General features: G+C 65.3%; 26 protein-coding genes. 5 read left to right on the forward strand and 21 right to left on the reverse strand.

Annotation, left to right across the window (positions count from 1 at the left end; all coding sequences use genetic code 11):
* Position 1: 1 nt before the first annotated feature.
* From rplW to ABL838_RS29115, 15 genes are all read right to left on the reverse strand, one after another.
* Positions 2-337: a 50S ribosomal protein L23 gene (gene rplW, locus ABL838_RS29045; RefSeq protein ID WP_126025407.1), complete on the reverse strand. Its 336-nt coding sequence runs from the start codon at positions 335-337 to the stop codon at positions 2-4.
* Complete coding sequence (gene rplD, locus ABL838_RS29050; protein ID WP_019657681.1) at positions 334-954, reverse strand: 50S ribosomal protein L4; 621 nt, start codon at positions 952-954, stop codon at positions 334-336. Before rplD ends, rplW begins: the two co-directional genes overlap by 4 nt.
* A complete protein-coding gene (gene rplC, locus ABL838_RS29055; RefSeq protein ID WP_126025408.1) occupies positions 954-1,634 on the reverse strand; it encodes a 50S ribosomal protein L3 in 681 nt (226 codons plus the stop codon). Before rplC ends, rplD begins: the two co-directional genes overlap by 1 nt.
* Before the next feature lie 234 nt (positions 1,635-1,868).
* Entirely contained in the window at positions 1,869-2,414 is a 546-nt protein-coding gene (locus tag ABL838_RS29060; RefSeq protein WP_184642143.1) for a hypothetical protein, read from the reverse strand.
* Positions 2,415-2,435: 21 nt separating this feature from the next.
* Positions 2,436-4,025: a hypothetical protein gene (locus ABL838_RS29065; RefSeq protein ID WP_418123105.1), complete on the reverse strand. Its 1,590-nt coding sequence runs from the start codon at positions 4,023-4,025 to the stop codon at positions 2,436-2,438.
* A gap of 152 nt (positions 4,026-4,177) precedes the next feature.
* The gene (rpsJ, locus tag ABL838_RS29070; protein WP_007838118.1) at positions 4,178-4,492 is read right to left on the reverse strand and encodes a 30S ribosomal protein S10; all 315 of its coding nucleotides are present in this window, start codon (positions 4,490-4,492) and stop codon (positions 4,178-4,180) included.
* 25 nt (positions 4,493-4,517) lie between these two features.
* On the reverse strand, positions 4,518-5,711 hold the full coding sequence (gene tuf, locus ABL838_RS29075; protein ID WP_093210122.1) for an elongation factor Tu: 1,194 nt from the start codon (positions 5,709-5,711) through the stop codon (positions 4,518-4,520).
* Positions 5,712-5,853: 142 nt separating this feature from the next.
* Positions 5,854-7,953 (reverse strand): elongation factor G, encoded by a 2,100-nt coding sequence (gene fusA, locus ABL838_RS29080; RefSeq protein ID WP_126025518.1) that lies wholly within the window; start codon positions 7,951-7,953, stop codon positions 5,854-5,856.
* Positions 7,954-8,048: 95 nt separating this feature from the next.
* A complete protein-coding gene (gene rpsG, locus ABL838_RS29085) occupies positions 8,049-8,522 on the reverse strand; it encodes a 30S ribosomal protein S7 (RefSeq protein ID WP_007829591.1) in 474 nt (157 codons plus the stop codon).
* A gap of 152 nt (positions 8,523-8,674) precedes the next feature.
* Entirely contained in the window at positions 8,675-9,052 is a 378-nt protein-coding gene (gene rpsL, locus ABL838_RS29090; RefSeq protein WP_013543948.1) for a 30S ribosomal protein S12, read from the reverse strand.
* Positions 9,053-9,264: 212 nt separating this feature from the next.
* Positions 9,265-10,434, reverse strand: coding sequence for a D-alanyl-D-alanine carboxypeptidase family protein (locus tag ABL838_RS29095; protein ID WP_418118221.1), 1,170 nt, complete (start codon positions 10,432-10,434; stop codon positions 9,265-9,267).
* Between the two features lie 40 nt (positions 10,435-10,474).
* A complete protein-coding gene (locus ABL838_RS29100) occupies positions 10,475-11,107 on the reverse strand; it encodes an alpha/beta hydrolase (RefSeq protein ID WP_418118222.1) in 633 nt (210 codons plus the stop codon).
* A gap of 35 nt (positions 11,108-11,142) precedes the next feature.
* On the reverse strand, positions 11,143-11,496 hold the full coding sequence (locus ABL838_RS29105; RefSeq protein ID WP_369660553.1) for a (2Fe-2S) ferredoxin domain-containing protein: 354 nt from the start codon (positions 11,494-11,496) through the stop codon (positions 11,143-11,145).
* A 59-nt stretch (positions 11,497-11,555) separates the two neighbouring features.
* Positions 11,556-12,695: a VanZ family protein gene (locus ABL838_RS29110; RefSeq protein WP_126025514.1), complete on the reverse strand. Its 1,140-nt coding sequence runs from the start codon at positions 12,693-12,695 to the stop codon at positions 11,556-11,558.
* Positions 12,696-12,706: 11 nt separating this feature from the next.
* Positions 12,707-13,135, reverse strand: a complete 429-nt coding sequence (locus ABL838_RS29115; protein ID WP_176664998.1) for a CopD family protein — start codon at positions 13,133-13,135, stop codon at positions 12,707-12,709.
* Positions 13,136-13,478: 343 nt separating this feature from the next.
* Here ABL838_RS29115 and hemB point away from each other — a divergent pair, with 343 nt between their 5' ends.
* Together hemB and ABL838_RS29125 are read left to right on the forward strand one after the other, a co-directional pair.
* The gene (hemB, locus tag ABL838_RS29120) at positions 13,479-14,492 is read left to right on the forward strand and encodes a porphobilinogen synthase (protein ID WP_240650835.1); all 1,014 of its coding nucleotides are present in this window, start codon (positions 13,479-13,481) and stop codon (positions 14,490-14,492) included.
* A 20-nt stretch (positions 14,493-14,512) separates the two neighbouring features.
* Positions 14,513-15,688 (forward strand): magnesium transporter CorA family protein, encoded by a 1,176-nt coding sequence (locus tag ABL838_RS29125; protein ID WP_184639780.1) that lies wholly within the window; start codon positions 14,513-14,515, stop codon positions 15,686-15,688.
* Between the two features lie 94 nt (positions 15,689-15,782).
* Here the strand turns inward: ABL838_RS29125 and ABL838_RS29130 are convergent, their stop codons facing one another.
* Both ABL838_RS29130 and ABL838_RS29135 read right to left on the reverse strand, forming a co-directional pair.
* Positions 15,783-16,151: a DUF4148 domain-containing protein gene (locus tag ABL838_RS29130; RefSeq protein ID WP_418123108.1), complete on the reverse strand. Its 369-nt coding sequence runs from the start codon at positions 16,149-16,151 to the stop codon at positions 15,783-15,785.
* 222 nt (positions 16,152-16,373) lie between these two features.
* Positions 16,374-16,700: an alpha/beta hydrolase gene (locus ABL838_RS29135; RefSeq protein ID WP_184639776.1), complete on the reverse strand. Its 327-nt coding sequence runs from the start codon at positions 16,698-16,700 to the stop codon at positions 16,374-16,376.
* Positions 16,701-16,833: 133 nt separating this feature from the next.
* Here ABL838_RS29135 and ABL838_RS29140 point away from each other — a divergent pair, with 133 nt between their 5' ends.
* Entirely contained in the window at positions 16,834-17,748 is a 915-nt protein-coding gene (locus ABL838_RS29140) for a LysR family transcriptional regulator (protein WP_369660552.1), read from the forward strand.
* Between the two features lie 50 nt (positions 17,749-17,798).
* Here ABL838_RS29140 and ABL838_RS29145 read toward each other — a convergent pair whose 3' ends face one another.
* Positions 17,799-18,482, reverse strand: coding sequence for a dienelactone hydrolase family protein (locus ABL838_RS29145; protein WP_184639772.1), 684 nt, complete (start codon positions 18,480-18,482; stop codon positions 17,799-17,801).
* Positions 18,483-18,530: 48 nt separating this feature from the next.
* Positions 18,531-19,136, reverse strand: coding sequence for a 2-hydroxychromene-2-carboxylate isomerase (locus ABL838_RS29150; protein WP_126025508.1), 606 nt, complete (start codon positions 19,134-19,136; stop codon positions 18,531-18,533).
* A 72-nt stretch (positions 19,137-19,208) separates the two neighbouring features.
* On the opposite strand from ABL838_RS29150, the gene ABL838_RS29155 reads away from it, so the two are divergent.
* Together ABL838_RS29155 and ABL838_RS29160 are read left to right on the forward strand one after the other, a co-directional pair.
* Positions 19,209-19,955, forward strand: a complete 747-nt coding sequence (locus tag ABL838_RS29155; RefSeq protein ID WP_126183867.1) for an SDR family oxidoreductase — start codon at positions 19,209-19,211, stop codon at positions 19,953-19,955.
* Between the two features lie 2 nt (positions 19,956-19,957).
* On the forward strand, positions 19,958-20,611 hold the full coding sequence (locus ABL838_RS29160; RefSeq protein ID WP_019657800.1) for a MarC family protein: 654 nt from the start codon (positions 19,958-19,960) through the stop codon (positions 20,609-20,611).
* A gap of 23 nt (positions 20,612-20,634) precedes the next feature.
* Here ABL838_RS29160 and ABL838_RS29165 read toward each other — a convergent pair whose 3' ends face one another.
* On the reverse strand, positions 20,635-21,096 hold the full coding sequence (locus ABL838_RS29165; protein WP_184607608.1) for an EVE domain-containing protein: 462 nt from the start codon (positions 21,094-21,096) through the stop codon (positions 20,635-20,637).
* Between the two features lie 8 nt (positions 21,097-21,104).
* On the reverse strand, positions 21,105-22,274 hold the full coding sequence (locus ABL838_RS29170) for an ABC transporter substrate-binding protein (protein WP_019657798.1): 1,170 nt from the start codon (positions 22,272-22,274) through the stop codon (positions 21,105-21,107).
* Between the last annotated feature and the right edge of the window lie 15 nt (positions 22,275-22,289).

Raw genomic sequence — 22,289 nt, forward strand, 5'->3', positions numbered from 1 at the left:
ATTAAGCGCCTTCCCCGACGAGGTTGAGCTCTTGACCGGCCTTCAGGGTCACATAGGCCTTGCGAACGTTGTCGCGGCGGCCGACGGACTTGCCGAAGCGCTTGGTCTTGCCCTTGGTGTTGAGCACCGACACGCCCTTGACTTCGACCTTGAACATCAGTTCGACGGCGGCCTTGATTTCGGGCTTGGTGGCGTCTTGCAACACCTTGAAAGTGACAGCGTTCGACTTCTCGCCGACCATCGTGGCCTTTTCGGACACAATCGGGGCGACCAGCACCGACATCAGTCGGCCTTCGTCGAACGTACGTTCAGCGGCGGTGGGGTTCACGCGGCTCATGCGAACATCTCCTTGAGCTTGTCGACGGCACCCTTGGTGACCAGCACCTTCTTGTAGTGAACCAGCGACACCGGATCGGCGTAACGGGGTTCGACCACGAGAACGTTGACCAGATTGCGCGAGGCAAGGTACAGGTTTTCGTCGACTTCTTCGGCGATCACGAGCACGGACTCGAGATTCATCGCCTTGAAACGGGCTGCCAGCGGCTTGGTCTTGGGCGAGTCGACCTTGATCGAGTCGACCACGGCCAGACGGCCTTCGCGAGCGAGCTGCGAGAAGATGGACGCCATGCCGGCGCGGTACATCTTCTTGTTGATCTTCTGCGAGAAGTTTTCGTCAGGCATGTTCGGGAAGATCCGGCCGCCCCCGCGCCACAGCGGCGAGGAAGTCATACCGGCACGGGCGCGGCCCGTTCCCTTTTGCTTGAAAGGCTTCTTGGTCGAGTGCTTGACCTGCTCGCGGTCCTTCTGGGCGCGAGTGCCTTGGCGTGCGTTGGCCTGGAAAGCAACGACGATCTGGTGGACCAGGTCTTCGTTGTAGTCACGGCCGAACACGGTCTCGGGGGCGTCGTACTTCGACGCGGCCTGGCCTTGTTCGTTCAGGAGTTCGAGTTCCATTACTTCGCTCCTTGGGCAGCCTGCGGCTTGGCCTTGATGGCGGGACGCACGGTGACGAAGCCACCCTTGGCACCCGGAATCGCGCCCTTGATGAGCAGCAGTTGACGTGCTTCGTCGATACGGAAGACGTCGAGGTTTTGCGTGGTGCGGGTGACGTCGCCGAGGTGGCCCGTCATGCGCTTGCCGGGGAACACGCGACCGGGGTCTTGCGCCATACCGATCGAGCCGGGCACGTTGTGCGAACGGCTGTTACCGTGCGACGCGCGCTGCGAGCTCATGTTGTGACGCTTGATCGTGCCAGCGTAGCCCTTGCCGATGGAAGTGCCCTGCACGTCCACCTTCTGGCCCACGGAGAAGACGCTTGCCACCGGGATCACGCCGCCAGCCTTGTGCTGACCAGCGGTATCGGCGGTAACGCGGAATTCCTGGATGATCTCACCGGCTTCGACACCCGCCTTGGCGAGGTGGCCGGCTTCGGGCTTGGTCACGCGCGATGCCTTGCGCGAACCGAACGTCACCTGCAGGGCGACATAGCCATCGTTCTCTTGGGACTTGATCTGGGTCACGCGGTTGTTGGACACATCCACCACCGTGACGGGAACTGCGTCCCCGTCATCGGTGAAGAGACGCATCATCCCCACCTTGCGGCCCAGCAACCCGAGGGAGTTGCTCAGACTCATTTGTTTTCTCCAAAATGGAAGCTTCCTTCGCCGCTGCCACTTCAATTGGCGACAGCGTTTGTCGGGCTTCCCCGAACTGCGGAAGAAGGTTGATAAATCTCTGCTCGCATAGCGCCCATGCGGGCGCAACAAGGGCAGAGCCAGCGATTATAGCCCGCGCTGCGGGCCTGGTGCAAGTGCCGCCATTGCGGCGCTTTCAGGCCTCGGAGGCCTGTTTTCGGGGCGTTTTCGAGCCTATTTCGGCTCTTTGGCCGGCATCGAGATGATCTTCTCGCCCTCCGCCGACGATTTCATCTCGCCCGCAGCCTTCATGGCGGGCGCAGCGGCCCCGGTCTGGATGGGGATGGCGACGATGCTCATGGCACCGTTCTGCGTGACGAAGACGTTCAGGTAGGCAAGGCCTTCCCGGTCGACGGTGACACGCGCGGTGGCCGTAGTACTCTGGCCTGCCGGCAGGGCAAGGCTGCTGCTCGTCGCCAGGGAAAGGCCCGCATCGGTCGTCAAACGTGCGGTAGCGCCGGCAGGATCGCTCACGCCATCGAACTGGAGAACGACGGCGACCGAGCGCCCGACCTGCGCCGCGCCCTCGACCCTGTACTGGATCGCCACGCCGGAATCATTGGGCTTGCGAGCCGCAGCCGTCATGGGTGCTGCGTTGCGGGAAGCGGCGGCCTGACTGGCCGCGCGCTGCCCCGGGGCACCGTCTGCGCACGCCGAAGCGGCAGCGAGCGCCAGAAGTGCAGCGGCGGTGGCAATCATCGGACTGGAACGGAGGTTCATGGTGGACTTCCTCGCTGCTGCTTATTGGATCAGCACGCCGAAGCAGGTGTTTGCGCCGGAGTTGTTGACATCATTGACGACCAGAACATGGTCGCCGGCCGACAGGTTGACCGAATTGGTGTTCCGGCTCACCACCCCACCCCTGTAGATCACGAAATTGGGGCTGGCGCCCGCAGGCGGGGTGATCGCGAACTGGTAGCTGCGGCTCGCGGGTGCCGTGAAGCGCAGGTAGGAGAAGCTGCCGAGCTTGTTTCCGTCGCGCTGGGGATCTTCTGCGTTCGTCACGCAAGCCGAGGTGCTCGCACCGACCGTCGCCTGGTTGTACATCGGCAACACGTAGTTCACGGTCGGCGACCCGCCACCGTTGGTTTCCTGCGTGCCGTAGGCATCGTTGGAGGCGGCGTTGATGCTCTGGCCCGCCAGCAGCGCCGCCAAAGCTGGCGCATTGCCCGACGCCACCACATTGAAAGCAGCAGTGAACGGGTGAATCGAGGTAACCGGCGCACCGCCCCTGAACAGCGCACTCGTCATCGTGTCGTGGATCGGCTTGAACCCGACCTGCTGGTTCAGGTTCCAGAAGATCGACTGGATCGAGGATTCGCGGAACCACCCTGGATTGGTCGTCGGCCCTCTCGTCAGATCGAGATTGCCGCCCTGCGCCTGGCCGGGCCCGCCCGAATCGACATAGTTGCTGCGCCCCAGCGCAATTCCCGACCAGCCGTTGCCCCACCCTTCGGAGAAGGCCAGCCGGCGATCGACGCGCTCGCTCGTGGAGTGCGCGCCGCCAGTCGAGTCGTCGCGGCTGAAGGAGGCCTGGTAATAGTGGCCCCACTCGTGGGCAATCACCGGCGCATCGAATTCGTCGGTATCCACGTTCTCCTTGCCGAGCACGTAGATCTCGGCGCCCGAGCTCCTGCCCACGAAGAAGGTGGTGCCGATCTGCCCCAGCGCGATGCTGCCGCCGGAGTTGGTGTTGTTGACGCTCCAGAACAACTTCAGCGAAGGGAATGCCGTCGCCGGAGCGGCCGTCATCACCTTCTGCATCGCGGTATAGACCGTGTCCATGATGGCGAACGGCCCCGACACGCGCTGACCGGTGTAGCTCGACCCGCCCCAGCCGCTGGCGGCGCGCAGATCACGGGTGAGCGCAGCGCTGCCCGTGGAGAACACCGAGGACTGCATGGAATAGATCGCGCTCGACTGCGTGTTGTCCCGGACGGTGACGTCCCAGGTCGGGAGCGCGCCGGTACGGGTCAGCTGGGCCCGCACACGCACGATGACGTTCGTGTTGCCCTGGACATTCACCGAATAGGCCCCGTTCTCGTCGGTGGCCGTCGTGGCAAGCTGGTTGCCGCTGGCCGCATCGAGCACTTCCACGAACGCGCCGCGCACCGGCTTGACCGTGGTGTCGGCGTACACGAGGCGGCCGCTGGGGTTGGGCACCGACTCGTAGGTGGCAGTGCCGCTCAGCGCGACGGGCGCGGTGGGAATCAGGGGGAGCAAGGGAATGCCGCCACCGCCGCCCCCTCCTCCTCCGCCACCGCAAGCAGTCAGAAGCGCTGCCGCGAAACAGGCAACCAGGCCCGACGAAAAAGAGATGCGTTGTCCCATAGTTGTGCTGCCCTCGCTTCAGCTACCCGACGCCTCGGAAATTGGCGGGCGTCGGCACGGGAGGATGCCACATTCGTGAGACATAAAGCACAAAACCCGCCTGCATTTCTGCAGGCGGGTTTTGCAGCACTTGCGGCGCGAAGCCGAATGGATTACTGCAGCTTGATTTCGACGTCCACGCCAGCCGGCAGGTCGAGCTTCATCAGCGCGTCCACGGTCTTGTCGGTCGGGTCGACGATGTCCATCAGGCGCTGGTGCGTACGGATTTCCAGCTGGTCGCGCGACGTCTTGTTGACGTGCGGCGAACGCAGGATGTCGAAGCGCTTCATGCGGGTCGGCAGGGGCACGGGGCCCTTGACGATCGCGCCGGTGCGCTTTGCGGTGTCCACGATTTCAGCGGCCGACTGGTCGATCAGCTTGTAGTCGAATGCCTTCAGGCGGATGCGGATCTTTTGCTTGGTAGCCATGGTGATTCCTTTGCTCCCGTCTTGATTACAGGTCGAGGATCTTCGCCACGACGCCCGAACCCACGGTGCGGCCGCCTTCGCGGATGGCGAAGCGCAGGCCTTCTTCCATGGCGATCGGGGCGATCAGCTTCACGGTGATGCTGACGTTGTCGCCGGGCATGACCATTTCCTTGTCCTTGGGCAGCTCGATCGCGCCGGTCACGTCCGTCGTGCGGAAGTAGAACTGCGGACGGTAGTTGTTGAAGAACGGCGTGTGACGGCCGCCTTCGTCCTTCGACAGAACGTACACCTCGGCGGTGAAGTGCGTGTGCGGCTTGATCGAGCCGGGCTTGCACAGCACCTGGCCGCGCTCGACTTCTTCGCGCTTCGTGCCGCGCAGCAACACGCCCACGTTGTCGCCGGCCTGGCCCTGGTCCAGCAGCTTGCGGAACATTTCCACGCCGGTGCAGGTGGTCTTGACCGTCGGGCGGATGCCCACGATTTCGATTTCTTCACCGACCTTGATCACGCCGCGCTCGACGGCGCCGGTCACCACCGTGCCGCGACCCGAGATCGAGAACACGTCTTCCACGGGCATCAGGAACGTGCCGTCCACGGCGCGCTCGGGCGTCGGGATGTACGTGTCCAGGGCTTCGGCCAGCTTCATGATCGAGCCTTCGCCCAGTTCGCCCTTGTCGCCTTCCAGGGCCAGCTTGGCCGAGCCGTGGATGATGGGGGTGTCGTCGCCGGGGAATTCGTACTTGTCGAGGAGTTCGCGGACTTCCATCTCGACCAGCTCGAGCAGTTCCTTGTCGTCGACCATGTCGCACTTGTTCAGGAACACGATGATGTAGCCCACGCCCACCTGGCGAGCCAGCAGGATGTGTTCACGGGTCTGGGGCATCGGGCCGTCGGCGGCCGAGCACACCAGGATCGCGCCGTCCATCTGGGCAGCGCCGGTGATCATGTTCTTCACGTAGTCGGCGTGACCGGGGCAGTCGACGTGTGCGTAGTGGCGGTTGGCCGTTTCGTACTCGACGTGCGCGGTGTTGATCGTGATGCCGCGTGCCTTTTCTTCAGGCGCAGCGTCGATCTGGTCGTAGGCCTTGGCTTCGCCGCCGAACTTCGACGACAGCACCGTTGCGATCGCAGCCGTCAGCGTGGTCTTGCCGTGGTCGACGTGACCGATCGTGCCCACGTTCACGTGCGGCTTGGTGCGGGTGAATTTACCTTTTGCCATTTTTCAATCCTTGAAAGAGCAGTCCCGTGTATTGGTTTTATGTCTGCATCCGGTTGCTGGTTCGCCCCGCACGGGAACAGGGCGGCACCGGATCGCAGACAAGAAGGGCCATGCACTGCATGACCCGACGTTCTTGAAAAGCTTACTTGGCGCGAGCGGCCACGATGGCTTCGGCAACGTTGCGCGGAGCTTCGGCGTAGTGCTTGAACTCCATCGTGTACGTTGCACGGCCTTGCGACATCGAGCGCAGCGTGGTCGAGTAGCCGAACATTTCCGACAGCGGCACTTCTGCCTTGATGGCCTTGCCGCCACCGACCATGTCGTCCATGCCCTGCACCATGCCGCGGCGGGACGACAGGTCGCCCATCACGTTGCCGGCGTAGTCTTCGGGCGTTTCCACTTCCACGGCCATCATCGGCTCGAGGATCACGGGGTTGGCCTTGCGGGCACCTTCCTTGAAGCCGAAGATCGCGGCCATCTTGAACGCCATTTCGTTCGAGTCCACGTCGTGGTACGAACCGAAGTGCAGCGTGACCTTGACGTCCACGACGGGGTAGCCCGCCAGCACGCCCTGGCCCAGCGCTTCCACGATTCCCTTCTCGACCGCGGGGATGTATTCGCGAGGAACCACACCGCCCTTGATGGCGTCGACGAACTCGAAGCCCTTGCCGGCTTCCTGGGGTTCGATCTTCAGCACCACGTGACCGTACTGGCCCTTGCCGCCCGACTGGCGAACGAACTTGCCTTCGGCTTCCTCGACGGTCTTGCGGATCGTTTCGCGGTAGGCCACCTGCGGCTTGCCCACGTTGGCTTCCACGCCGAATTCGCGCTTCATGCGGTCCACGATGATTTCGAGGTGGAGCTCGCCCATGCCGCCGATGATGGTCTGGCCGGATTCTTCGTCGGTGTTGACGCGGAACGAGGGGTCTTCCTGTGCCAGGCGGCCCAGTGCGATACCCATCTTTTCCTGGTCGGCCTTGCTCTTCGGCTCCACGGCCTGGCGGATCACCGGCTCGGGGAAGTGCATGCGCTCGAGGGTCACGACGGCTTCCGGATCGCACAACGTCTCACCGGTCGTCACGTCCTTCAGGCCCACGCAGGCTGCGATGTCGCCGGCGCGGATTTCGCTGACTTCTTCACGGTTGTTGGCGTGCATCTGCACGATACGGCCGATACGCTCCTTCTTGCCGCGCACGGGGTTGTAGACGCTGTCGCCCTTCGAGAGCACGCCCGAGTAGACGCGCACGAAGGTCAGCTGGCCCACAAACGGGTCGGTCATCAGCTTGAATGCCAGGGCCGAGAACTTCTCGTTGTCGTCTGCCTTGCGGGTCGTGGGCGTTTCGTCTTCCGACACGCCAGCCACCGGCGGGATGTCCAGCGGCGAGGGCATGTATTCGACGACAGCGTCGAGCATGGCCTGCACGCCCTTGTTCTTGAAGGCCGAGCCGCACAGCATCGGCTGGATTTCGCCTGCGATGGTGCGCTGGCGCAGGGCCTTCTTGATCTCTTCCTCGCTCAGCTCGCCGCCTTCGAGGTACTTGTTCATCAGGTCTTCGCTGGCTTCGGCAGCCGCTTCGACGAGCTTTTCGCGGTATTCGTTGCAGACGTCGACCAGGTTGGCGGGAATGTCGCCGTACTGGAAGGTCACGCCCTTGTCCTCGTCCCAGATGATCGCCTTCATCTTCACGAGGTCGACGATGCCCTGGAAGTGCTCTTCGGCGCCGATCGGGATCTGGATCACGACGGGGTTGGCCTTCAGGCGGTCGATCATCATCTGACGGACGCGCAGGAAGTCGGCACCGGTACGGTCCATCTTGTTGACGAACGCGAGACGCGGAACCTTGTACTTGTTGGCCTGGCGCCAGACGGTCTCCGACTGGGGCTGCACGCCGCCGACGGCGTCGTACACCATCACGGCGCCGTCCAGCACGCGCATCGAGCGCTCGACTTCAATGGTGAAGTCCACGTGGCCGGGGGTGTCGATGATGTTGATGCGGTGTTCGTCGAACTTGCCGGCCATGCCCTTCCAGAAGCAGGTGGTGGCAGCCGAGGTGATGGTGATGCCGCGCTCTTGCTCTTGCTCCATCCAGTCCATCGTGGCGGCGCCGTCGTGCACTTCACCGATCTTGTGGTTCACACCGGTGTAGAACAGGATGCGTTCGGTCGTCGTGGTCTTGCCAGCGTCGATGTGCGCGGAGATGCCGATGTTGCGGTAGCGCTCGATGGGGGTCTTGCGGGACATGATTTACTTTCGGGTTAAATGCGTTGAGCGCTGGGCCTCGAGAACGGGCCTTGCACCCGTCACCCGACACCCAACGCCCAAGCGAAGTTTGGTTTTTAGAAGCGGAAGTGGCTGAATGCGCGGTTGGCTTCTGCCATGCGGTGCACTTCGTCGCGCTTCTTCATTGCGCCGCCACGGCCTTCCGTGGCTTCCATCAGTTCGTTGGCCAGACGCAGGGCCATCGACTTCTCACCGCGCTTGCGGGCGGCTTCCTTGATCCAGCGCATCGACAGGGCGAGGCGACGGACGGGGCGGACTTCAACCGGCACCTGGTAGTTCGCACCGCCGACGCGGCGCGACTTCACTTCGACCATCGGCTTCACGTTGTTGATGGCAACGGTGAACGCTTCGAGGGGGTCCTTGTCCGGGTTCTTCTTCTCGATGAAGTCGAGCGCGCCGTAGATGATGCGCTCGGCAACAGCCTTCTTGCCGCCTTCCATGATCACGTTCATGAATTTGGACAGCTCGACATTGCCGTACTTGGGATCCGGCAGGATTTCACGTTTGGGGACTTCGCGACGACGTGGCATTTTTCTAACCTCTTTGCTTCAGTTGGCACCGTTTCCGGCACCGCGAGAGCCAGTCAGGACTCTCACTTACTCGACCCGACAGTGGGTCACTTCGTTCGATGTACCCGCCAAGGTAACCGAACACCGTTTGTTTTTGACGACAGGAAGACCTATCAGGCCTTCTTGGGACGCTTCGCGCCGTACTTGGAACGCGACTGCTTGCGGTCTTTCACGCCTTGCAGGTCGAGCGAACCGCGAACGATGTGGTAGCGAACACCGGGCAAGTCCTTCACACGACCGCCGCGGACCAGCACGACGCTGTGTTCCTGGAGGTTGTGGCCTTCGCCGCCGATGTAGGAAATGACTTCGAAGCCGTTGGTCAGGCGGACCTTGGCGACTTTACGCAGAGCCGAGTTCGGCTTCTTCGGCGTCGTGGTGTAGACGCGGGTGCAGACGCCGCGACGTTGCGGCGAGTTCTGCATGGCAGGGCTCTTCGAATTGATCTTTTCGACCGTTCGACCCTGACGCACCAGTTGATTGATGGTTGGCATGAATTAAAAAGTCCCCAAAACGAGAAACGCCCGGCCCTGGCTGTGAAGCCACCCTTGTCGTGACTCAAGGAGGCCGGGAATGACGAAAACGTGAAACCCTTCGGAAAATTCCGAAAAGCCCACGAGTATAGCAAAGGAGCCCCGAAACGGCAAAGTCGGCTGCCGCGGATGCCCGCCAGCAGCCCTTGCTTGGCTCTTTTCCCTCCCCCGGCTTACTTGATCCAGAGGCGCAGGGCGTCCCAGGCGCGGCCGAACACGCCGGCCTGCTCGACCGGCTCCAGGGCCACCAGCGGCACGTCGGCCAGGGGCTGGTCGTCCAGCGTGACCTTGAGCGAGCCGACCGCCTGGTATTTGGTGAACGGCGCCACGAGCGGGTCGGGGCGCGACACCTGGGTCTTGATCTTGTTGGCCGAGCCCGTCGGCACGGCCACCACGATCGGCTCGGGGCGGCCCAGCTTCAGGACGTTGGCCTTGCCCTTCCACACCGCCGGCGTGGCCGCCGGCTGGCCGCCATCGAACAGGCGCACGGCGTCATAGGCCGTGTAGCCCCAGTTCAGCAGCTTCTGCGACTCGTTGGCGCGCACGGTCTCGCCCGTGGTGCCCAGCACGATCGACAGCAGGCGGCGTCCGCCCGTCAGGTTGGGAAAGTCGCGCTTGGCGGTGGCGATCATGCAGTAGCCGGCCGCTTCGGTATGGCCGGTCTTCAGGCCGTCGACGGTCGGATCGCGGAACAGCAGCAGGTTGCGGTTGGTGTCGTTGGTCGAGGGGGTGCCCGGGTAGCGGTACTTCTTGATGGCGTAGTACTTGGCTTCCTCGGGAAAATCGCGCACCAGGCGAGTCGCCAGGATGCTCAGGTCGCGGGCCGTGGTGGTGTGGCCGGGCGCCGTCAGGCCTTCGGGGTTCTTGTAGGTGGTGTTCTTCATGCCCAGCGCCTTGGCCTGGGCGTTCATCATTTCGACGAAATGCTCCACCGTGCCGCCCACGCCTTCAGCCAGCGCGACCGTGGCGTCGTTGCCCGACTGCACGATCAGCCCCTTGATCAGGTCTTCCACCGGCACCTGCATCTTGGGGTCGATGAACATGCGAGAGCCGGGCATCTTCCAGGCGCGGGGACTGACCGGCAGGGTCTGGGTCAGCGTGATCTTCTTGGCCCGCAGCGCGTCGAACACCACGTAGGCGGACATCAGCTTGGTGAGCGAGGCCGGCTCGACCGGGCTGTCGATGTCCTTCTGGGCCAGGATCTGGTTCGCGGTCACGTCCAGCAGCAGATAGCTGCGCGCGGCGATTTCAGGCGGCGCCGGCATCTGGGCGGCGGCGATCAGGCTGAAGGAGGCGGCGGCGGTAAAGACCAGCGTGCGAAGCACGCCAAGAAAACGGTTCATTGGGAGTTCGGAAAGAGACGAAAACAAGCCGAAGAGGCTTTCAAGCGATGTCCGCGCGCAGATGGCGGACGACCAGACCCTTGAGCAGCGGCAATTGTCCGTGAAAGAAATGACCGCCCCCGGGGATGACTGTGACAGGAAGTGACTGCGGCCGCGCCCAGTCCATCACGGCGGACAGCGCCACCGTGTCGTCGGCCTCGCCATGGACCACCAGCGTGCGCTCATGCGCCTCCAAGGGCAGCGCCGCCACGTTGTTGCGCGCGGCGGCCGTGCCCACCAGCACGATCTGCCGGATCTCGCGCCCGGCCCACAGCTTTGCGACGGCACCGCTCGCGACGAAGGCGCCGAAGGAGAAGCCGGCGATCGCCACCGGTCCCTCGGGCGCGAGCTGGCCGACGACATTCAGCATGTCCTCCAACTCGCCGCGCCCCTCGTCGTGCACGCCTTCGCTGGCACCCACGCCGCGGAAATTGAAGCGCACCGTGGTCCATCCGCTGGCGACGAAGGCACGCGCGAGCGTCTGCACCACCTTGTTGTCCATGGTGCCGCCGAACAGCGGATGCGGATGCGCGATGACCGCGATTCCGCGCGGGGTTCCGGCGGGCTGGTCGCGCTGAACCTCGATCGCGCCGGCGGCGCCCTGGAGGCTGATCTTTTCGGTCTGGGAATTCATTGGCGCAGGTACGAGCAGGGGGCCGGCGTAAAAGTTCAGCGTCCGACGTTCGGGGGCAGCAGCAGCCGCTCGACGACCTTGCCGTTCTTCAGGTGCGACTCGACGATCTCGTCGATGTCCTCGCTGTCGACGAAGGTGTACCAGACGGCCTCGGGGTACACCACGGCCACCGGCCCGCCCGCGCAGCGGTCGAGGCAGCCTGCCTTGTTGACGCGCACCTTGCCGGGCCCCGATAGCCCCTCCTCCTTGACCTTCGCCTTGCAGCGGTCGAAGCCTTCCTGAGCGTTGTGCATGGCGCAGGAGTCCTCGCCGTTCTTGCGCTCGTTCAGGCAGAAGAAGATGTGGCGGCCGTAGTAGCCGGACGGTGCGGCTGAGGTGGAGCTGGGCATCGGCGGATTTTAGTGACCACCCTCGCTACCCTCGCTCCGACCGAGCAATCCGCACACACTCAACTCGTCGGAGCCGCACCGGACCGCCCGCGGCGCGACAGGGCCGCCACCACGTAGACCATCACCGCATAGGGCCACACCCAGCCCAGCCACTGCGCCAGCCCGTGGAAGCGGATGAAGCGCCCCTGCTCCCACGTGGCCAGCGTCTGCGCGAAGTACGCGCTTTCGGGAGCCTGGTTCAGCAGGCTCAGCTGCAGCACCAGCCCCATCAGCAGCAGCGCCGCGCACAGGCGGCGCGGCGCGAACAGCAGCAGCACGCCGGCGAAGAGCGCCGCCGCCATGCCGACCTGCACCGGCAGCCCGAGCCAGGCCCAGGCGTGCTCGGGCCCGTAGCTCAGCGCCGCCGAAAGCGCCGAGGCCGCAATGCCCGACAGCAGCGTCAGCGGCAGCAGCACCGCCCGCTGCACCACCGAGCGCGCCACCAGATAGCCCAGCAGGCAGGGCACCAGCGCGCCCAGCATCACGCACAGCAGCTCGACCGCCGGCACCAGCGGCTCGAGCTCGAACTGGCGCAGTGGCAGCCAGTCGATGAAGGGCGTGTCGAGCAGCCATTCGGAAATCGCAACCTCGAGCCGCTCGAACACCTGTCCCAGCCCGAAGGTGACGGCCGCCGGAAAGAGCAGCGCGAAGGGCCACAGCGCCAGCAGCACCAGCGCGCCGCGCGAATCCTCGGCGAACCACTGCGAGCGCGCGCGGCTCCAGTGCGCCACCGCACCCAGCCGCTCGAGCCCCGCCGCCAGCACGGCGCCGACGATCGCGCCGGCAGTGTTGAGCCCCAGGTCCACATTGGAAGGAATGCGCGCCGGCAGGTAGCTCTGCAGCGTCTCCATGGCGAAGGAAACCGCCGCTCCCGCCACGGTGGCGCGCAGCACCGCAGGCCATACCCCGGCGGCGCGCCCCGTGCGCAGCACCGCCAGCGCGCACAGGAAGCCGAAGGGCACGTAGCCCGCGACGTTGACCGCGAAGTCGAAGCCGGTCCAATATTTCGGCCAGGGCGCCGAGAGATACGCCCAGGGCGCGATTCCCTGGTCGCGCCAGTCGGCGAACGGATAGAGGCTGGCGTAGACGATCAGCGCCCCGTAGGCGAGCGCCAGCGGGAGCGCGGCTGACTTGTGCTGCGGCCGATCCACCGTGGGCATCGGTGCGCGGCTCAGAACGGCTTGACGACCACCAGGATCACGATGCCCAGCAGCAGCAGCACCGGAAGCTCGTTGAACCAGCGGAACCAGCGGTCGTTGCGCCGGTTCTCGCCGGCCGCGAAGCGGCGAAGCAGTACCGCGCAGCCGTGGTGGTAGCCGATCACCACCAGCACCAGCGCCAGCTTGGCGTGCATCCAGCCGTTGCCCGGGCCGCGCCCGATGCCGTAGCCCAGCCAGAGCCACAGGCCGAAACCGATCGCGGGAACCGCCAGGAAGGTCGTGAACCTCAGGAGCTTGCGCGCCATGAGCAGCAGGCGCTCGCGCTCGGCCACCGATTCGGGCGGAACCATCGCCAGGTTCACGAAGATCCGCGGCAGGTAGAACAGCCCCGCGAACCAGCTTGCAATGAAGACGATGTGTAGAGATTTGACCCAGAGCATGGCGGCAGTTTAGTGGCGCCCTCTCCGCGGCAAAGCCCTGTTTTGGGGCAGCCTACTCGTACGACAGGCAAAAAAAAGCCCGACGTCTTCACGTCGGGCTGGGAAGCCCTTTTGCTGTCACACATCAAGGCACCCGCTCAGGGAGGAAAAGCGGGGGGCGGCAAGCCGCCCGCGTCAGAATTTAACAAAGACGAAACAAGGTTTCAAGCGACTGCGCCACTTTCTTTGACATTTAAAGCAAAAAACTGAAAACCTTGGTTCTACTAATTTCCGTAGTTGTAGGACAACCGAACGCCCGTGCCGAGGAGTCGTAAACAGTCGCTTCAGGCACAATTTTGGATATATGACGTCATCATCTTCCCCCCTGGCCATGTTCCCCGCCGGGCGGCCGCGGCGCCTGCGCCGCGACGCTTTCACCCGCAACCTGGTGCGAGAGCACGCACTGACGGTCGACGATCTGATTTACCCGGTGTTCGTCCAGGAAGGCGAGAAGCGCCGTGATGCCGTCCCCTCGATGCCCGGCGTCGACCGCCTGAGCCTCGACCTGCTCCTGCCCGTGGCCGAGCAGTGCGTGGCGGCCGGCATCCCGGTGATGGCACTCTTCCCGGTGATCGACGCCAGTCTCAAGACGCCCGACGGCCGCGAGGCCTTCAACCCCGACGGGCTGATCCCCCGCGTGGTGGCCGCCCTGAAGGCGCGTTTTCCGGAGCTCGGCGTGATGACCGACGTCGCCCTCGACCCCTACACCAGCCACGGCCAGGACGGCCTGCTCGACGACACCGGCTACATCCTCAACGACGCGACCGTCGAGGTGCTGGTGAAGCAGGCGCTCGCGCAGTCGCAAGCCGGCGTGGACATCGTGGCGCCCAGCGACATGATGGACGGCCGTATTGGCGCCATCCGCAACGCCCTCGAGGCCCGCGGCGACATCCACACCCGCATCATGGCCTACAGCGCCAAGTACGCCAGCGCCTTCTACGGCCCCTTCCGCGACGCGGTCGGCTCGGCCGCCACGCTCGGCAAGGGCAACAAGAAGGTCTACCAGATGGACCCGGGCAACAGCGACGAGGCCCTGCGCGAAGTCGCCATCGACATCGCCGAGGGCGCCGACATGGTGATGGTGAAGCCCGGCATGCCCTACCTTGACATCGTGCGCCGTGTGAAGGACCAATTCCGCGTGCCCACCTTCGCTTACCAGGTGAGCGGCGAGTACGCGATGCTCAAGGCCGCCGCCCAGAACGGCTGGCTCGACCACGACGCCGTGGTACTCGAAAGCCTGCTGGCCTTCAAGCGCGCCGGCGCCGACGGCGTGCTGACCTATTTCGCGCTCGACGCCGCGCGCCTGCTGCAGAAGTAACGGCGCGCCGGCAACCGGGCATGCGCATCTTCGAAATCAACCGGTCACAGGTCAGCGAGCACGCCGCGCTGGCGCCGCTGGCCGTGCCGGGCGCCTGCGGCGCCAGCGGCTACCTCTGGATCTCGCTCACGCGGGATGAATTCCGGGCCTCGCTGGCCGAGGTCCAGCAGATCCTGCAGACGCTGTGCCTCACGCAGCTGGTCGACCTGCATGTGGCCGACCTGCTCAACGACCAGTTGCCCTCGCACTACGACTACACCTCGCTGTACGACGTGCTGGTGTTCCGGCGGCTGGCCAACGGCCAGGGCCAGGCGGCGCTGGGAAACGGCAAAGGCAATGGCAACGAGGCGCCGCCTGCCCCGGTCTCAGCCACCGCGCCGCGCCAGCCCCGCAGCGGCCCGCCCGTGCTGCGCCGCGTCGACACCCGGCCGGTGGGCTTCGCCGTGTTCGACCGCGTCCTGCTGTCGGTGCACCCCGAGGATGGCGCGGTGCGCGACGCCTTCGCCGCCCGGCTGCTGGCCGCGGCCTCGACCGACGGCGCCACCCCGGCGCTCGACGTGCGCGCCACCTCGGCCCGCCTGCCGACCAGCCCTTCAGACCTGATGCTGCGCGTGATCAACCAGATCGTCGACGGCTACCTCGACCTGCGGCGCGAGCTCACCAAGCAGCTCGACCACTGGCAGACCGAGCTGATCGACCCGCGCAGCCGCTTCACCAACTGGGGCGCGCTGATGGAGGCGCGCCAGTCGCTGCACCACCTGGACGAGATCTGCGAGGACCAGCGCGCCGCCATGCAGGACTGGATCGACTCGCTCGAAACGCTGCCCGTGCCCAAGGGCGAGACGGAGCAGCGCGAGCGGGAACTCATCATGATCCGCAGCCGGGACGTGCTCGAGCACATCGAGCGCGTGGTGCACCACGTGCACCGGCTGGAGCAGAACGCCGAGACGGCCGTGCAGATGCACTTCAGCGTCCAGGGCCACCGCGCCAACGACATCATGCGGGTGCTGACGGTGCTCACCGCCGTGTTCCTGCCACTGAACCTCATCGCCGGCATCTTCGGCATGAACTTCGAATTCATCCCGCTGGTGCACAAGGCCGACGGCTTCTGGATCGCGATGACATCCATGCTGGTCATCGCCGTGCTGCTGGTCGTGATCTTCTGGCGCAAGCGCTACCTCGCCCGCACGCGCTGACACGCCGACGCTCCAGATCTGTCGCGCCAAAGAAAAGGGCCACGCTTTCGCGTGGCCCTTTTCGATTTCGACGACCCCAGCGGGGCCGCTTCTATTACTTGGCGACGGCGCCCGAACCTTGCTGTGCCTGAACGCGAGCGTCCATCGGGTGCTGCATGGTCGAGATGACCTTGCTGTTCACGCGCGAACCGGAGGTCACGTTCTGGTCGGGAGCGTAGGCGGTGCGAACGGCTTCGGCTTCCACGATCGAGCGGTCCTTCGACACGGCAACCGTTTCCGCGCCGCGCGAACCGCGCACGACGTTCTGGTTCGGTGCAGCGGCGGTGCGCACGGCTTCGGCGTTGACTTCGTCGCGGCTCTTGGTCGTGACGGCGGTGTTCACGCCTTGGTAGGTTTCAGCCTGGGCGCCGGTGGCGGCGAGCAGGGCGAGGGCGGCGGCTGCGAGGATTTGCGAGGTCTTCATGGTCATTTCTCCTAGGGTGTTCTCTGGATGGTTCGTCCACCAGGCCTGCTGGTTCGCGAGCCTGTGCGGCGAGTTTCCGGGGGAACGGCGTTGCCAGAACACCCGGTTCAGAGACACCGTGTTTCCTCTATTGAAACAATGGCGACATGAAGGCATGCAAAACAAAAAGCCGGGCCCGGTTTTGCACCGGCCCGGCCTTGCCCGAGAGGAGAAACTTCCGGCCTAGCGCCTGGCGCCCTGGAATTGCGGCGGCACTTCGCTGTTGACGAAGGCGCGGCGGTCGAGGTTCTGGTTCGGCGCGTGGGCGGCGGCCACGGCCTCGGCGCGAATCGATGCCCGGTCGAGCGAACTGGGCCGCGAGGTCAGGGGCGCGGCGACCACGTCGCCGTAGACATTCCCGTCCCGCGCCGCGGCGTCGGCACCGGCGGCCACATCGCTGGGGCTGGTGACGGCCTTGAGCGGCTGCACCGGCTCGAAGCCCTGCGCCAGCGCGCCGGAGGCGGCAAAGAGCGACAAAAGGGCGGCAGCGACGATGTTCGGGGTCTTCATTTCAGTTCCTTCCAACGACCCAGCCAGGCTGGCGACGTCGGCGTGTAACGCAAGTGTCGCCCAAGCCAGCTAGGAAAAACCCGGGAGAATCGAACCATCGCGTTCCCAAAACGGAAACAATGGACCCATCCACATGGACAGTCTCGATCTGATCAGAACCTTCCGGGAGGTCGCCTCGCACGGCAGCTTCTCCCAGGCAGCCAAGAGGCTGGATATGTCGAAGGCCACCGTCAGCAAGTATGTGGCCGAGCTGGAAACCCGCTTCGGGGTGCGTCTTCTGAACCGCTCCACCCGCTCCGTGAGCCTCACCGACGCCGGCCAGCTGCTGCTGGAGCGCAGCACCCCGGTGCTGGAGATGGTCGAACTCACCCAGGCGGAACTGCAGGAGCGCGCCAGCCAGCCCGGCGGCCGGCTGCGCATCTCGGCCCCGCACGGCATGGGCAATGGCGAGTTCCCGAACCTGCTGGCCGACTTCATGCGCTACTACCCCGACGTGAGCATCAGCCTGCAGCTGACCAACCGCACCGTCGACCTCGCCGAGGAAGGCATCGACGTCGACATCCGCAGTGGCCCCGTGGAAGACGCCAACCTCATCGTGCGCAAGCTCCGGCTCATGGAAATGGTGGTTTGCGCCTCGCCCATCTACTGGAAGAAGCACGGCAAGCCCGAGCACCCGCGAGACCTGGCCAGCCACGAGGCCCTTACCCACTCGCTGCTCGGCGCGCAACCGGTATGGCGCTTCGACGACGGCGGCCAGCCTCTGGACGTGCACGTCAAGAGCCGCATGGACTGCACAGAGGGCGCGCCGCTGATCCGCGTCGCGATGCGCGGCTTCGGCGTGATCTACCTGCCCTCGATCCTCGTGCAGTCGCACATCGAGCATGGGGAGCTGGTGCCGGTGCTGCAGGGCTACACACGCAAGGACATGTGGCTTTCGGCCGCGTACCTGCAGCGACGCCACAACAGCGCCGCACTGCGCGCGCTGCTCGATTTCCTGCAGACCCGCGTGGGCGACGGGCCCGGCCTGAAGCGCAAACCGGCGTCCTGACAATGAAAGAAGCCCGGCATGCACCGGGCTTCCTCATTCGCGAGAAGGCCTCAGCCGAGGTGCTTCGCAAAGAAGGCCAGCGTGCGCTCGCGCGCCAGCTTGGCCGCGTCGGCGTCGTACGAACCGCGCTGGTCGCAGTTGAAGCCGTGGCCCACCGGGTAGACGTGCACTTCCACTTCGGGATGCGCCTTCCTGAACGCCTCGACGGTGTCCAGCGGAATCCAGTGGTCCTGGTTGCCGAAGTGGGCCAGTACCGGCACCTTGGGCTGGCGTGCCGTTTCCTCCGGCGAGGTCATGCCTCCGCCGTAGTAGGGCACCGCCGCCGACAGGCCTGGCAGCAGCGCGGCAGCGCGCCAGGTCAGCAGGCCGCCCCAGCAGTAGCCGACGATGCCTACCTTGCCCGCCTTCGACGCATAGGCGATGGCAGCTTCGATGTCCTGCAGCACGCCCGGTGCCGGCAACGCCTCGACAGCCGTCTTCAGGCCGAAGCCGTTCTTCATGTCGTCTTCCGAGTAGCCCAGCTCCACGCCCGGCTTCACGCGCTGGAAGGTCGAAGGCGCCACGGCGAGGTAGCCCTCGGCCGCGTAGCCGTCGGCCACCGAGCGGATGTGCGAGTTCACGCCGAAGATTTCCTGCACCACGACCACCGCGCCGCGCGGCTTGCCCGACGGCTCGGCCACGTAGGCGGGAAAGCTCAGGCCGTCCTTGGCCTTGAGATCGATGAATTGACCCATGTTGTCTTGCTCCTTGATGGCATCCGAAGAAAAGAAGGGATGCCGGGGTTACGGGCGCAGCGCGCGCTCGACGAAGTCGAGACGGTCCTGCCCCCAGAAAATCTCGCCGTCGATCACGTAGCTGGGCGCGCCGAACACCTGGATGTCGATGGCCTCCTGCGTGTAGGCCTCGTAGCGCTCCTGCACCGCCTGGCTCTGCGACTGCTCGCCGCGCTTGGGCGAGAGCCCGCATTCGACCACCAGCGAGTCGAGCACCTTCGGGTCGCCGATGTTGCGCTCCTGCACCCACACGGCCTGGAACACCGCCGCGCACATGCGCATGGCGGCCTCGGTGCCGTCGTGCATGTCGACCGCGATGATGACGCGCGCCGCGTCGTCGCTGGCCACCGGGAAGAACTTCGGCTTGACGTTCAGCGGCAGCCCCAGGTGTTTCGAGTAGCGCGCCAGGTCGACCAGCCGGTAGGCTTGCCGCTGCGGCGCCCGCTTGCCCAGCGGCAGCCCGCCCGACACCGGGAACACGCTGCCCATGTCGATGGGCCGCACCCGTACCGTGGCGCCCGCGGCCGCGGCGATCGCCTCGAAGCGGGAATGCCCCAAGTAGGTCCACGGGCTCTGGGGTGCAAAGTAGTAGTCGATGGTCTTGCCGGTGCTCATGTGCATGCCCCGATGATGTAATCCAAGCCAGTCGTTTTAACTGACACGCAGTTTCTCTGCAGGAGGTAGGTTTTGGACCAGGTGCTATTGATCACCGGCGGCGGTCGCGGCATCGGCGCCGCCACGGCCCTGCTCGCGGCCAGCCGCGGCTACGCAGTGGCCGTCAACTACGCCACCAACTCCCTGGCCGCCGACGAGGTGGTGCGCACCATCCGCGACAACGGCGGCAACGCCATGGCCGTGCAGGCCGACGTGGGCGACGAGGCACAGGTCCTGGCCATGTTCCGGAAGGTCGATGCCCGCTTCGGCCGCCTCACCGCGCTGGTCAACAACGCCGGCGTGGTCGACATGACTGCGCGCGTCGACGAAATGAGCTTCGCGCGGCTGGAGCGCATGTTCCGCATCAACGTGATCGGCAGCTTCATCTGCGCGCGCGAGGCGGTGCGGCGCATGAGCACGCGCTACGGCGGCTCGGGCGGCGCCATCGTCAACATCTCCAGCGGCGCTGCGCGGCTGGGCTCGCCGGGGCAGTACGTCGACTACGCCGCGAGCAAGGGCGCCATCGACACCTTCACCATCGGCCTGGCCAAGGAAGTGGCCGAGGAAGGCATCCGCGTCAACGCGGTGCGCCCCGGCCTGATCGACACCGAGATCCACGCCTCGGGCGGCCTGCCCGACCGCGCCTTCGAGCTCGCACCGACCGTGCCGATGAAGCGCACCGGCACCGCCGAGGAGATCGCCGGCGCCATCCTGTGGCTGCTCTCGCCCGAGGCGAGCTACACCACCACGGCCCTGCTCGACGTCACCGGAGGCCGCTGAGCATGAGCACATCGATGGACCTGATCAAGCCGCTGGTGACGCTGGTGGCCATCGTCAACCCGCTGGCCATCGTGCCCTTCTTCATCCACTACACGCAGGGCTACAGCGACGCGCAGCGCCGCCACACGGTGCGCATGTCGGCCTTCAGCGCCTTCGTGGTGATCGCCGTGAGCGCGCTGCTGGGGCTGCAGCTGCTGTCCTTCTTCGGCATTTCCATCGCGAGCTTCCAGGTCGGCGGGGGGCTGCTGCTGCTCATGAGCTCGCTGTCGATGCTCAATGCCAAGCCTGCCGAGAGCAAGACCAACGTCGAGGAGCTGCGCGCCACCGAGGTGAAGGCGTCGATGGGCGCGTCGATCGCGGTGGTGCCGCTCACCATCCCGCTGCTCACCGGGCCGGCCACCATCTCCACCGTGGTGATCTACGCCGACAAGGCGCAGCACCTGTGGGAGCTGGCGATCCTGGTCGGCTACGGCGTGGTGGTGGCGCTGGCCACCGCCCTGGCCTTCTCGCTCGCTCAGCCGATCGCACGCGTGCTGGGCAAGACGGGCATCAACATCATGACCCGGCTGATGGGCCTGATCCTCGCCGCGCTCGCCGTCGAGGTGATGGCCGACGGGCTCGGCAAGCTGTTCCCGATCCTGAACAAGCTCGGCTGAAAAGCCGACAGCCGGCAGCTGGTTCAGGCCAGCATCTTCTCGATGATCTTCCAGTGCGCCGGCTCTACCGGCGTGATCGACAGCCGGTTGCCCTTGCGCAGCACGACCAGTTCGGCCAGTTCGGGCCTGGCGCGCAACTCGGGCAGCGCCAGCAGGCGCGTCTTGCGCAGCGCCTGCACGTCCACCAGCAGCCAGCGCGGATCGTCCTTCTTCGACGCCGCGTCGTAGTAGGGCGACTTCGGATCGAACTGCGTCGGATCGGGCTTGATGCCCGAGGCCACCCGCGCGATGCCGGCGATGCCCGGCTCCGGGCAGCTCGAGTGATAGAACAGCACGCCGTCGCCGACCTTCATGCCGTCGCGCATGAAGTTGCGTGCCTGATAGTTGCGCACGCCGGTCCAGGCCACGGTGGCATCGGGCGCGGCGAGCGCATCGTCGATCGAGACCTCGTCGGGCTCGGATTTCATCAACCAGTAATTGGGCATGGTGCCCGCTATGGTGTCACATAGTCAGACACGACGACCCATTTCCCGTCCTTGATCTGCGACAGGCGCGACTGATCGTTGCCCAGGCGCTTGGTGGCCGTGTACGTGCTCTTCGGGCTGCCGAACATGTCGGGCTCGAAGGTCATGCTGTCCATGGCCTTGATGAAGCTGTCGGTCGTGAGGTTCGGGCCGGCCTTGGTGGCGGCCTTGATGAACGAGTCGACGATCACGTAGCCGTACACCGAGAACACCGTCGGATCCTCGTTGAACTTGGTCTTGTACTTGTTGGCCCAGAAGCGCAGCGGCTGCGACTGCTCGTCGGTGTAGGGATTCTGCACGGTCATGGTGGCGTAGATGCCGTCCATCGCCTTGCCGCCGAGCTTGTGGATCAGGTCGGTGTACGCCGCGCTGGAGCCCAGGAAGGTCGGATTGAAACCGGTCTTGCGTGCCTCGCCCACGGTGCCGATGGTCTCGCGGATGATGGTGCCGAGCACCACGAGGTCGCAATTGGCGGCCTTCATCTTCGCGACCTGCGAGCTGAAGTCGGTGGCGCCGCGCTTGAACGATGTCTTCTCCGTCAGCTCCATGCCCGCGGCCTTCAGGCCCGCCTCGGCGCCGCGCTGCACCTCCAGGCCGAACTCGTCGTCCTGGTAGATGGTGCAGACCTTCTTGGCTCCCTTGTCCTTGATCATCTTCGGCAGCGCCAGCCGGATCTGGTCGTAGTAGGTGGCCGCGAACGAATACTTCAGCCGGTTGAGCGGCTCGTACATCTCGCGCGCCGCGGTGATGGGCATGTAGTTGATGACGTTCTTGTCGAACTGCACCGGCATCGCCGCCATGTTCTGCGCCGTGCCGATATGGCCGGCCATGATGAAGATCTTCTCCTGGTTCACCAGCTTCTGGGCCGCCAGCACCGCCTTCTTCGGGTCGTAGCCCGAGTCCTCCACGAAGAGCTTGAGCTTGCGGCCGTTGACGTTGCCCTGCTCGTTGAGCTCGTCCACGCGCAGCTGCATGCCGTTGCGCGCCTGCTTGCCGAAGCCCGCGAGCGGGCCCGACAGGTCCTGGATGGTGCCGATGCGGATCTCGTCCTTGGTCACGCCCTGTTGCTGCTGGGCGGACGCGAGCGTCGCGGTCAGTCCCAGCACGGCCAGCGTCGTCAGTGTCTTGAGCTTCGTCATTGCGTTGTCTCCTTG

Origin of the sequence: Variovorax sp. 160MFSha2.1, from assembly GCF_048305075.1 — a bacterium.
In the GTDB taxonomy this organism is placed as follows: Bacteria; Pseudomonadota; Gammaproteobacteria; order Burkholderiales; family Burkholderiaceae_C; genus Variovorax; species Variovorax guangxiensis.

Excerpts from the sequence above, each read along its gene's own strand:
- ABL838_RS29160 (WP_019657800.1), top strand. The coding sequence starts at position 19,958 with ATGAGCACATCGATGGACCTGATCAAGCCGCTGGTGACGCTGGTGGCC.
- rplW (WP_126025407.1), bottom strand. The coding sequence starts at position 337 with ATGAGCCGCGTGAACCCCACCGCCGCTGAACGTACGTTCGACGAAGGC.
- rpsJ (WP_007838118.1), bottom strand. The coding sequence starts at position 4,492 with ATGGCTACCAAGCAAAAGATCCGCATCCGCCTGAAGGCATTCGACTAC.
- tuf (WP_093210122.1), bottom strand. The coding sequence starts at position 5,711 with ATGGCAAAAGGTAAATTCACCCGCACCAAGCCGCACGTGAACGTGGGC.
- ABL838_RS29100 (WP_418118222.1), bottom strand. The coding sequence starts at position 11,107 with ATGAATTCCCAGACCGAAAAGATCAGCCTCCAGGGCGCCGCCGGCGCG.
- ABL838_RS29065 (WP_418123105.1), bottom strand. The coding sequence starts at position 4,025 with ATGGGACAACGCATCTCTTTTTCGTCGGGCCTGGTTGCCTGTTTCGCG.
- ABL838_RS29095 (WP_418118221.1), bottom strand. The coding sequence starts at position 10,434 with ATGAACCGTTTTCTTGGCGTGCTTCGCACGCTGGTCTTTACCGCCGCC.
- rplC (WP_126025408.1), bottom strand. The coding sequence starts at position 1,634 with ATGAGTCTGAGCAACTCCCTCGGGTTGCTGGGCCGCAAGGTGGGGATG.
- rplD (WP_019657681.1), bottom strand. The coding sequence starts at position 954 with ATGGAACTCGAACTCCTGAACGAACAAGGCCAGGCCGCGTCGAAGTAC.
- hemB (WP_240650835.1), top strand. The coding sequence starts at position 13,479 with ATGACGTCATCATCTTCCCCCCTGGCCATGTTCCCCGCCGGGCGGCCG.
- fusA (WP_126025518.1), bottom strand. The coding sequence starts at position 7,953 with ATGTCCCGCAAGACCCCCATCGAGCGCTACCGCAACATCGGCATCTCC.
- ABL838_RS29150 (WP_126025508.1), bottom strand. The coding sequence starts at position 19,136 with ATGAGCACCGGCAAGACCATCGACTACTACTTTGCACCCCAGAGCCCG.
- ABL838_RS29140 (WP_369660552.1), top strand. The coding sequence starts at position 16,834 with ATGGACAGTCTCGATCTGATCAGAACCTTCCGGGAGGTCGCCTCGCAC.
- rpsL (WP_013543948.1), bottom strand. The coding sequence starts at position 9,052 with ATGCCAACCATCAATCAACTGGTGCGTCAGGGTCGAACGGTCGAAAAG.
- ABL838_RS29130 (WP_418123108.1), bottom strand. The coding sequence starts at position 16,151 with ATGAAGACCTCGCAAATCCTCGCAGCCGCCGCCCTCGCCCTGCTCGCC.
- ABL838_RS29125 (WP_184639780.1), top strand. The coding sequence starts at position 14,513 with ATGCGCATCTTCGAAATCAACCGGTCACAGGTCAGCGAGCACGCCGCG.
- ABL838_RS29145 (WP_184639772.1), bottom strand. The coding sequence starts at position 18,482 with ATGGGTCAATTCATCGATCTCAAGGCCAAGGACGGCCTGAGCTTTCCC.
- ABL838_RS29115 (WP_176664998.1), bottom strand. The coding sequence starts at position 13,135 with ATGCTCTGGGTCAAATCTCTACACATCGTCTTCATTGCAAGCTGGTTC.
- ABL838_RS29135 (WP_184639776.1), bottom strand. The coding sequence starts at position 16,700 with ATGAAGACCCCGAACATCGTCGCTGCCGCCCTTTTGTCGCTCTTTGCC.
- ABL838_RS29170 (WP_019657798.1), bottom strand. The coding sequence starts at position 22,274 with ATGACGAAGCTCAAGACACTGACGACGCTGGCCGTGCTGGGACTGACC.
- ABL838_RS29060 (WP_184642143.1), bottom strand. The coding sequence starts at position 2,414 with ATGAACCTCCGTTCCAGTCCGATGATTGCCACCGCCGCTGCACTTCTG.
- ABL838_RS29165 (WP_184607608.1), bottom strand. The coding sequence starts at position 21,096 with ATGCCCAATTACTGGTTGATGAAATCCGAGCCCGACGAGGTCTCGATC.
- ABL838_RS29110 (WP_126025514.1), bottom strand. The coding sequence starts at position 12,695 with ATGCCCACGGTGGATCGGCCGCAGCACAAGTCAGCCGCGCTCCCGCTG.
- rpsG (WP_007829591.1), bottom strand. The coding sequence starts at position 8,522 with ATGCCACGTCGTCGCGAAGTCCCCAAACGTGAAATCCTGCCGGATCCC.
- ABL838_RS29105 (WP_369660553.1), bottom strand. The coding sequence starts at position 11,496 with ATGCCCAGCTCCACCTCAGCCGCACCGTCCGGCTACTACGGCCGCCAC.